Source organism: uncultured Mailhella sp. (genome assembly GCF_944324575.1).
Lineage (GTDB): Bacteria > Desulfobacterota > Desulfovibrionia > Desulfovibrionales > Desulfovibrionaceae > Mailhella.
Genome location: NZ_CALUWV010000080.1, coordinates 1 through 9,339 on the forward strand (window position 1 = coordinate 1; position 9,339 = coordinate 9,339).

General features: G+C 60.6%; 8 protein-coding genes. 2 read left to right on the forward strand and 6 right to left on the reverse strand.

Features of this window, described 5'->3' with window-relative positions; all coding sequences use genetic code 11:
* Positions 1-118: 118 nt before the first annotated feature.
* The 6 genes from ychF to Q0J81_RS08835 form a co-directional block, all read right to left on the reverse strand.
* A complete protein-coding gene (gene ychF, locus Q0J81_RS08810; RefSeq protein ID WP_294447261.1) occupies positions 119-1,222 on the reverse strand; it encodes a redox-regulated ATPase YchF in 1,104 nt (367 codons plus the stop codon).
* A gap of 31 nt (positions 1,223-1,253) precedes the next feature.
* The gene (locus Q0J81_RS08815; RefSeq protein WP_294447263.1) at positions 1,254-2,105 is read right to left on the reverse strand and encodes a ubiquinone/menaquinone biosynthesis methyltransferase; all 852 of its coding nucleotides are present in this window, start codon (positions 2,103-2,105) and stop codon (positions 1,254-1,256) included.
* On the reverse strand, positions 2,102-2,281 hold the full coding sequence (locus Q0J81_RS08820) for a hypothetical protein (RefSeq protein WP_294447264.1): 180 nt from the start codon (positions 2,279-2,281) through the stop codon (positions 2,102-2,104). The genes Q0J81_RS08815 and Q0J81_RS08820 overlap by 4 nt, the downstream gene beginning before the upstream one ends.
* A gap of 244 nt (positions 2,282-2,525) precedes the next feature.
* The gene (locus tag Q0J81_RS08825; RefSeq protein WP_294447265.1) at positions 2,526-5,174 is read right to left on the reverse strand and encodes a penicillin-binding protein 1A; all 2,649 of its coding nucleotides are present in this window, start codon (positions 5,172-5,174) and stop codon (positions 2,526-2,528) included.
* Positions 5,175-5,242: 68 nt separating this feature from the next.
* Entirely contained in the window at positions 5,243-6,679 is a 1,437-nt protein-coding gene (gene gatB / locus Q0J81_RS08830; protein WP_294447266.1) for an Asp-tRNA(Asn)/Glu-tRNA(Gln) amidotransferase subunit GatB, read from the reverse strand.
* A 240-nt stretch (positions 6,680-6,919) separates the two neighbouring features.
* Entirely contained in the window at positions 6,920-7,795 is an 876-nt protein-coding gene (locus Q0J81_RS08835) for an NAD(+)/NADH kinase (protein ID WP_294447267.1), read from the reverse strand.
* 403 nt (positions 7,796-8,198) lie between these two features.
* On the opposite strand from Q0J81_RS08835, the gene Q0J81_RS08840 reads away from it, so the two are divergent.
* Positions 8,199-8,819: an SIS domain-containing protein gene (locus tag Q0J81_RS08840; RefSeq protein ID WP_294447269.1), complete on the forward strand. Its 621-nt coding sequence runs from the start codon at positions 8,199-8,201 to the stop codon at positions 8,817-8,819.
* Between the two features lie 4 nt (positions 8,820-8,823).
* On the forward strand, positions 8,824-9,063 hold the full coding sequence (locus Q0J81_RS08845; protein ID WP_294447268.1) for a zinc ribbon domain-containing protein: 240 nt from the start codon (positions 8,824-8,826) through the stop codon (positions 9,061-9,063).
* The last annotated feature ends 276 nt before the right edge of the window (positions 9,064-9,339 follow it).

Here is a 9,339-nt window from a genome sequence, read left to right on the forward strand (position 1 = left end):
TGTGCACACACGTTCTTTTCGGCCATTTGTCTCGCTGCCATTGTCATCTTTTATATTTAATGAGTCCTGAACCTAGGCATCACTTCCTCCTGAATGGTTATATGTTGAAGAGGAAGTCCTACACGTTGAACAAAAAGTTCATCATGTCGCCATCCTGAACGACATAATCCTTGCCTTCCACGCGGAGTACGCCCGCAGCGCGGCAGGCCGCTTCAGATTTGTATTTCATATAGTCTTCGTAGCTGATGACTTCGGCGCGGATGAACCCCTTTTCAAAGTCGGTATGAATGACGCCCGCAGCCTGCGGAGCCTTCCAGCCCTGACGGAATGTCCAGGCGCGCACTTCTTTGGGGCCGGCGGTAAGGAAGCTGGCGAGGCCGAGCGTGTGGTAGCCCATGCGGATGATATTTTCAAGACCGCTTTCCGTGATGCCATAGGATTCCAGCATTTCTGCCTGTTCAGCATCGGAGAGCCCCTGAAGCTCCTCTTCGAGACGGGCGCATATCTTCACCATGCCGCATCCTCTGGATTCGGACAGGGAACGAAGAGCCTTTACGTGTTCGTTGTCTTCTTCAAGACCGGCCTCGTCAACGTTGGCGCAGTAGATGAACTTTTTGGCCGTAAGCAGGGAGAGTTCGCGCCAGACCTGTTTGAAGGGCTCGTTGAGTTCGGGCACTTCAAAGGTTGAGCCGCTCTTGCCTTCGCCGAGATGGGCTACCAGCGCTTCCAGCACGGGCTGGGCCTTCTGCATTTCCTTGTCGAATTTCGACTTCTTTTTCAGCGTGTCGAGGCGTTTTTCCGCAGTGTCGAGATCGGCAAGCAGAAGTTCGGTTTCAATGGTGTCCACGTCGCGCAGCGGGTCGACGCTGCCGTCGACATGGGCGATGTTTTCATCATCGAAGCAGCGCACCACTTCCACAATGGCGGCACACTCGCGGATGTTGGCCAGAAACTGGTTGCCGAGACCTTCACCCTTGCTGGCTCCGCGCACAAGACCGGCGATGTCCACAAAGTCCACAGTAGCGTAGATGGTCTTGGCGGGCTTCACGAGATCGGTAAGCGCGTCGACTCTTTTGTCGGGTACGGCCACGGTGGCCTTGTTGGGTTCTATGGTGCAGAAGGGGTAGTTGGCGGCTTCGGCGTTCTGCGCCTTGGTGAGCGCATTGAAAAGAGTGGACTTGCCCACGTTGGGCAGCCCGACGATTCCCAGACTTAATGACATGACAGACTCCGAGGAAAAAACGGGACGCGCATCAGCCGCGCACGGCTATGTGGAGGTTGGCGACGCCCAGCGTGAAGGGGATGTGCTGAACAAAGGCGAAGCCCGCCTCGCGCAGTTCTTCGCTGAACGCTGCGGGTTTCGGAAAGTTTTCGATGGTCTCGGCAAAGTAGTCGTAGGCCGAGGTGGAGTGACTGACGAGACCGGCGAGCTTGGGCATGACGTGGCGCAGATACCAGTGGTAGCACGGACCGAACAGCGGCGTGGATACGGGGGCAAATTCCAGTATGCAGGCTCTGCCTCCGGGCACGAGCAGACGATGCATTTCGCGCAGGGCATCCATGCGGGGACGCACGTTGCGTATGCCGAAGGCGATGGTCACGGCGTCGGCGCAGCCGTCGGGCAGGGGCATGTTACGGGCATCGGCCACCATGGTGGTCACGCGGGAGCGTTCGCCGGCCCGCATTTTGCGTTCTTCGCCGTAGCGAAGCATGGGTTCGCAGATGTCCGTGGCATAGACGTGCAGCCCGGGATAGCGACGGATGAGCGCAAGCGTGACATCGAGCGTCCCCGCCGCCATGTCGATGACCGTGTTTGTGGGGCCGGGAACCACGGAGCGTACGAGATTGCGACGCCACCAGCAGTCGAGAAAAAGGCTGAACACGCGGTTCTGCAGGTCATACCACGGTGTCATGCGACCGAACATTTCAGACACGTTGCGGGTATGTTCGTCACCGGGCCCCTTGCCGGAAGCGTCGCCTGCCGTACCGGCGCTCTGCTCGGATGCGGCAGCGTCACCGGAGGAAGCGGGCTGTGAGACGTCGGCCGGACTTTCGGATACCGGTTCCCTGCGGAGGTTTTCGTCTCCGGAAGCGTTCTGGCTCATTCTGCGTCTCCTTCCTGTTCAAGCTTTTCTCTGCCCTTCAGGGCAGTGTCCATGACCACACGGTAGATGGAAGGGAAGATTTCTTCAAAATTGCTGGGGGAAAGGCGTTGCGACTCAATGAATTTCACCGCAATTTCCTTGCTCACCTGCATAATTTCGCGTTCCAGTTTTTCCATATCTGCTCCTGCGGCAGTGCCGCAAGCTGAAGGCAAAAAAACCCGCCTGTGGGGAATGGCCCCGGCCACCGCGGCTGGGAACCGGGCGGGTTAAAAAGACGGGAAGGGGGACCCCCCAGCCTTTTTATGTTGACTTGAATCCGTCATGCGACAGGCCCCGGAAGCTCCGGGGGGGCCGGTCGCATGACGGACGGAATTTCGATCTGCGAAACCTGTCAGGTCAGGTTCCGCCCAAAGTCTCCCGTTAGAACATATCCTTCAGAAGATCTTCACCCTGCTGAGCCTGTTCGGCAGCCTGCTGAACGAGCTCGGGATCGACTTCGCCGTCAAGGGCGTCGATGCCGTAGCCGGTTCCGGGTTCCGTTCCTTCAATGAAGGGCATGGGCATGCCTCCGGCATCGGCGAACACGATACCGTCGGGTTTGGGAAAGTCGTCCGGCGGGTAGGCTTTCAGGGCTTCCTTTGCATAGTAAAGATAGGCGGGAAGCGCAGCGCCCGAGCCGGTTTCGCCGCGTCCCATGGGCTGAAGCTGATCGTAGCCGATATACGTGGCGGTAACGAGGTAGGGCGTTATGCCGATGAACCACGCGTCGTTTTCGTCATTGGTGGTGCCGGTCTTGCCGCCGAGGGGCCGGCCCAGCACGCGGGCCTTGCCGCCGGTGCCGAAGTTGACCACGCCTTCGAGCAGCTTGGACATGACATAGGCATTCTGCGGCGTAATGGCCTGCACGGATTCAGGCTGGCTTTCGTAGATGGTGTTGCCCCACGGACCCTGAATGCTGGTGATGAAGCGCGGAGAGCTCACCTTGCCGCCGTTGGCAAAGGCCGTGTAGGCCTGCGCGAGGTTGAGCGGCGAAACGGCCACGGCGCCGAGGCTGATGGAAAGCGTAGCGGGAAAGTCCGGCGTAAGGCGCAGGGCCTTGGCCCTGGCTATGATATGCTCCACGCCCATCTGCTGTGCCACGCGGACGGTGCAGAGGTTACGCGAACGGGCCAGAGCCCGGTACAGCGGCATGGGGCCGTCGAACTTGCCGTCGTCGTTGCCGGGTCGCCAGGCTTTTTTGGTCCATTTGTCGATGAGAATGATGGGCGCGTCGAGCAGCATGGACGCAGGCGTAAAGCCGTTGTCCAGCGCGGCCGAGTACACGATGGGCTTGAACGAGGAGCCGGGCTGGCGCTGCGCCTGCGTGACACGGTTGAACTGCGATCCGGAACTGCCGAAGGCGTAGCCGCCCACCATGGCCACCACGTCGCCGTTTTCCGGTTCGATGGACACCATGGCTCCCTGCACGTCGGGGTACTGCTGCAGGCGCAGGGCAATGACCGGCTCGCTGGTACGGGAAGCGGCGTTCTGTGCATTTTTCGGGGCCTGTGTCGCGGTCTTGGCGTTTTTCTTCTGCTTCGAAGCGGCCGGCGTGTTGTCGCGGGAAACCCAGATGACGTCGCCCGGCTTGACCACACGCGTGGCGTCGCGCATGACCACGGCCGTAACCGATCCGGCCACGCGTTTGTTGGGCTTGCGCGCCCAGTTCATGGTCCGCACGCTCACGTATCCGCGCTGCGTTTCGGAAAGAAGCACGTCGGCGCCGGATTTGTTCACGCCTGTCACAAGGGCGAGTGCCCATCCGTCGTCGTCGAGATCGGAGAGCTGGAAGTCCTTTTTCCTGAGAAAATCCTTGTACTCCGAAGGCTCGAGATGCTTCACCGGACCGAGCCATCCGTGACGCTTGGTGGCATCTTCAAGGCCGTGGCGCAGACCTTCGTTGGCAGCCTTCTGCTGCAGCGGGTCCATGGCGGTGTGCACGGTGAGGCCGAGCTCATACACGGCGTCCTCGCCGTAGATGCCGAAGTCGTAACCGTTCTTCTTGCAGTTTTCTTCCGAGAACATCTCCACAAGCAGGCGGCGCACTTCTTCAAGGTACCAGGCGCCGTCCGGGTTGGATGAGGGCATGGCCTTGTATTCGAGCTTCTGATTGATGGCCTCGTCGTATTCGGCGTCGCTTATCCATCCGAGGTCGCGCAGACGGCGGAGCACGTGATGCTGACGATTCTGGGCGGCTTCAGGATTGCGGTAGGGATTGTAGGCCGAAGGCGACTGGCCGAGACCGGCAATGAGCGCGGCTTCGGCTATGGTGAGATCCCTGGCGTTCTTGGCAAAGTACACGCGAGCGGCGGCTTCGACGCCGTAGGCATTGTTGCCGAGGAATATCTGATTGATGTAGAGGGTGAGAATTTCATCCTTGCTGAGCTGCTTTTCCAGACGGTAGGCAAGAATGGCTTCCTTGATTTTGCGCTCGTAGCTCTTTTCCGGGGTAAGCATGAGCCGCTTGACGACCTGCTGCGTGATGGTGCTGCCGCCCTGCCGCGTGGAGCCGTGCTGGAAGTTGGCTATGGCCGCGCGGATGATGGCTTTGATGTCCACGCCGGGATGATTGTAGAACTGGTCGTCCTCCACGGCGAGAAAGGCCTGAGGCACCACTTTGGGAAGCTGGTCGAGCGTGACGAGGAAACGCCGTTCATGGTACAGCTGACCGATGAGACTGCCGTCGCGGGCAAGGACGGTGGTCACGAGAGGCGGCCGGTAGTCGGCAATCTTGCTGAAACTCGGAAGATCGTCGGCAACCCACTGGTAGATCATGTACCCGCCTGCCGCCGCTCCGAGAGCGCCGAGCAGCACGAGCGTGCCGAAAAGATACAGAAGCGTGCCGAAGAAGCCGCGCTTTCTGCGGCGTTTTTTGCGGCCTTTCCGGGGAGCGGCGTCCAGTGACAGAAGTTCGCTGTCCGAATCGTCTTCCATGACCGGTTCGGAGGCGTTTTTCCTTCTGCCGCGGGCGGGCGTGCCTAAATCGAGCCTGTCGAGTCCGTTATCGTTGTTCCAGTCGTTGTTGCTCATGGCAATGGGGAAAACCGTGTGTCGGGTTGAGGCGCTCCGCCGGGGGAGCGCCGTGACGTGAGAGTCTTTTACGCCTGACCGAGGAAGCGGGCGAGCGCTTCGTTGACCATGGCGGGGTTGGCCTTGCCGCGCATTTCGCGCATGACCTGTCCCACGAAGAAGCTGATGAGCTTGGTTTTGCCGCCTTTGTATGCTTCCGCCTCGGCGGGATGAGCGGCGAGCACTTTCTGCACGGCGGCGTCGATGGCGCCGGTGTCGGATACCTGCACGAGCCCGCGGGTCTTGACGAGCTCGGCGGGCATGACCTCGCCCTTCATGAGCTCGGGGAAGATGTCGGCCGCAATCTTGGAGGAAATGGTGCCGTTGCCGATGATGGTGACAAGTTCGGCCAGCGCTTCGGGAGAAATTTTGATGTCGGCGGTGCTTATGCCGCTCTGGTTGACCTCGCGCATCATCATGCCGAGCATGATGTTGGCCACCTTTTTGGGCTGGGAGCAGATTCCGCAGGCCTTTTCAAAGAGCGCGGCAAGATGCGGATCGGCGCAGAGCTGGTCGGCGTCCTGCTCGGGAAGCTGAAAGTCGCCCATGTAGCGGGCCATGCGGGCTTCGGGAAGCTCCGGCTGCGTGGCCGCCCATTCGGCGAGCTCCTCGTCGGTGATGACCACGGGAAGCAGGTCGGGATCGGGAAAATAGCGATAGTCCTGCGCGTCTTCCTTGCTGCGCATGGGCGCAGTAAGATTGCGGGCGGCATCGTAGAGGCGGGTTTCCTGAATCACCTCTTCGCCGTCGTCGAGCAGATCGGACTGCCTTGCGATTTCAAATTCGATGGCGCGCTGTACGTTGCGGAAGGAGTTGAGGTTCTTCAATTCCGTACGGGTGCCGAGCTTCGTTTCCCCGCGGGGGCGTATGGATACGTTGGCGTCGCAGCGGAAGCATCCTTCCTCCATGTTGCCGTTGCTGATGCCGAGGCTCACCACCATGGCGTGCAGCTTCTTGAGGTAGGCCACGGCTTCTTCCGCGCTGCGCAGATCCGGTTCACTCACGATTTCGATAAGCGGCGTGCCGGCACGGTTCAGATCCACGTAGCTGAAGTTTTCGCCCTGCGGATGGATGTTCTTGCCCGCGTCGTCTTCCATATGGATGCGGGTAATGCCGATGCGGCGCTTTTCCCCGTTGACCGTGATGTCGAGCCAGCCGTGCTCGCAGAGGGGAAGCTCGAACTGCGAAATCTGATAGTCCTTGGGCATGTCGGGGTAAAAGTAGTTCTTCCGGGCAAACTGGGACCGCTGATTGATGGTCGCATGGATGGCAAGGGCCATGCGCGAGGCGTATTCCACGGCCTTGCGGTTGAGCACGGGCAGAACTCCGGGCATTCCGGAGCACACTTCGCAGACATTGGTGTTGGGCTCGTCGCCGAAGGAATTGGGGCAGGAACAGAAAAGCTTGCTGGCAGTGGCGAGGTGCACATGCACTTCCAGGCCGATGACAGCCTCGTATGCGGACATGGGGTACTCCCTGATGATAGCGGATAAACAAATTCTCCCGGACGGAGGAATCTGTACTCCTATCATTAAAACCCTCGAGGCTCAAGAGAAACCCGGACGTTCGTCCGCAGTGCGGAGGCGAGGCAGGCAAAGGAGGGATCTGTCGGCTCTGGAAATGCGGCAATGACGAAAGAAAAGAAGCGCCGATGCTTTTTCCGTCATGAAACGGCGGGCCGGGCGTTTGGAATCCGCCTGGGAAGATCAGAGGTTTTCTCTTCTGCCCGGTCCTGAAGTGACGATGCCCCGGTCGATGAGACGGCGCAGATACCAGCTTGTGTCGCTTACCAGCATGTAAAGCTGATCGGGGACTCCCTGTATCTCCAGAACGTCGCCGAAATCCAGCGGAAGATTTTCCTGTCCGTCCACGGACAGGAGCACCTGATCGCCCTGACGGCAGGCTTCCAGGCGTATACGCGAGGCGGCAGGCAGAGCTATGGGCGGAAAGCCACCGGCAAAGGGACAGATGGGGGTGACGAGCTGGGCGTTCATGGAAGGCATGGTAAGAGGACCGCCCGCGGAGGCCGTATACGCGGTGGAGCCGAGCGGTGTGGACACGATGACGCCGTCGCAGCGCAGCGTGCTGAAGTGCACGTCGTCTATGGTGAGACTGAGAGATACGGCGCGGGCCACAACGCCGTGGGCGGTAACCACGTCGTTGATGGCCACGCCTTCATTTCGAGGGATCAGACTGTCTCCTTCCCGGCGCAGGATGCGCCAGCGCAGCGTGAGATGGCGTTCAAGCTCCCATCGGCCCAGCAGCATGTCGGCAAGCGGCTTTTCCCACCCCTCGGCAGGCAGGGAGGCCAGAAATCCCACACGACCGAAATTCATGCCGGCAAGCGGCGTGCGTATGCCTGCCAGACGGCGCGCCACGCCCACCATGGTGCCGTCGCCGCCGAGCACGAGCACGGCGTCGCTCGCGGCGGCCTCGGCCCGCATGGTGATGGCGTCGGCTCCGGCGGAAAGAAGAGCGCTGTCCACGTGACGGGCCTTCAGCCAGCCTGTCAGCTCCCGACCGGCGTTTTCCGGCTGCGGATTGTCCTTATGAAGAATGAGAAGACGCGAGATGGGATGCATGGAATGTCCTTTGGAAGCCTCTCCCGGCGTGCGCCGCAGGGCGGAAGGCGGGATAAAACGTGCGCCGGCATGAAGACAGTCCGGGGCATGGGAGTCTTGTACTCTAAAGAACAAACCCGCGCAACGGAAAAATGAAACGGATGATGAACGTTGCGCGTTCCGCAGGCGATCCGGCGGAAGAGTCTGTCGCGGTCGCGACGCCGGGGAGGAAGGGCGCAAGACGGGGAAAGGCTCTCTTTCCCCTTGCCGAAGCCGGAGACGGAGTTATCTTCTGAGCGTGGAGCGCTTCCCGTTCCTGCCGGTTCCGCAACAATTCCGGCCATTGTCAGCCCTCGGGCTTTGGGGTATGGTTCCTTGTTTGGAAATTCGCGGCCGCGGCCGCTCACGTCAAGCGTCATGGAGCATCATGAAAACAGCTCTTGAAATCATACATGAACACGCGGAAGAGGGCGCGAAGCTGCGCCGTCTTTTTCTGGCGGATGCCGCCCCCGTTCTTGATGCCGCTTCCCGCAGCATGGCCCGCTGTCTTGCCGGAGGCGGCAAGATCCTCGTCTGCGGCAACGGCGGCAGCGCTGCCGACGCTCAGCATATGACCGGCGAACTTCTGGGGCGTTTTCTCATGGAGCGTCCGTCCCTGCCCGCCGTGGCCCTTACGGTGGATTCATCCACGCTTACGGCCGTGGGCAATGACTACGGCTATGATGAGGTGTTCTCCCGTCAGGTTTCCGGGCTCGGTCGTCCCGGAGACGTACTGGTGGCCTTTTCCACCTCGGGCGGCAGCGAGAACGTCATCCGGGCCATAGAGGCGGCCCGCGCTGCGGACATGATCGTCGTGGGCCTGACAGGGAAGGGCGGAGGGCGCATGGCCGCCATGTGCGACTACCTGCTCGACGTGCCTCACCGGCACACGCCGCTCATTCAGGAAATGCATGAGGCGTGCATGCACCTCATGTGTCAGCTTGTCGACCACTATCTTTTTGAAAATGTCCAGGCTCTCAGCCATGAGAGCCCGAAAGGAGTCTGATGTCATGCCTATCTACGAATACCGCTGCAAGGCCTGCAACCATACGTTTGAAGACCTGGTCTTCGGCGATGAAAAGCCTTCCTGCCCCAAGTGCCATTCCACGGAAACGGAAAAGATGATCTCGCGCTGCTCCTGCCGCCTTGCGGACGGCACGCCCGATTCCTTCGATCTTCCGTCCGCTCCGGCCTCGGGCGGCGGCTGCGCCGGCTGCTCCGGCGGAAACTGCGCAAGCTGCGGTCACTAGCCGGTGAGCGTCTTTACGGGCGCTTCCCTTTTCCGCGTCCCTTGTTTTCGTAAGGAGTTCCATGGGCGTGATCCGTCAAGGTCGCGCTCATGATTTTTCTTTTTCAAGGGAGCTTTTGTCCGCGTGAGCACGCGGTGCATCGTCGTTTTCGCGTCGCGCGGGGAACGCTTCCGGCGGGTTCGGTCTAAGGCTCTTGCCCGGAAGAACGGGCCCCGCCGTGTCGGGGTCGTGGGTTCGCTCCGCGACTGGGCGTGGGCGCCGGGCGCGGCAGTCCCG

Coding starts and splice junctions, on each gene's coding strand:
- ychF (WP_294447261.1), bottom strand. CDS start 1,222: ATGTCATTAAGTCTGGGAATCGTCGGGCTGCCCAACGTGGGCAAGTCC.
- Q0J81_RS08815 (WP_294447263.1), bottom strand. CDS start 2,105: ATGAGCCAGAACGCTTCCGGAGACGAAAACCTCCGCAGGGAACCGGTA.
- Q0J81_RS08820 (WP_294447264.1), bottom strand. CDS start 2,281: ATGGAAAAACTGGAACGCGAAATTATGCAGGTGAGCAAGGAAATTGCG.
- Q0J81_RS08825 (WP_294447265.1), bottom strand. CDS start 5,174: ATGAGCAACAACGACTGGAACAACGATAACGGACTCGACAGGCTCGAT.
- gatB (WP_294447266.1), bottom strand. CDS start 6,679: ATGTCCGCATACGAGGCTGTCATCGGCCTGGAAGTGCATGTGCACCTC.
- Q0J81_RS08835 (WP_294447267.1), bottom strand. CDS start 7,795: ATGCATCCCATCTCGCGTCTTCTCATTCTTCATAAGGACAATCCGCAG.
- Q0J81_RS08845 (WP_294447268.1), top strand. CDS start 8,824: ATGCCTATCTACGAATACCGCTGCAAGGCCTGCAACCATACGTTTGAA.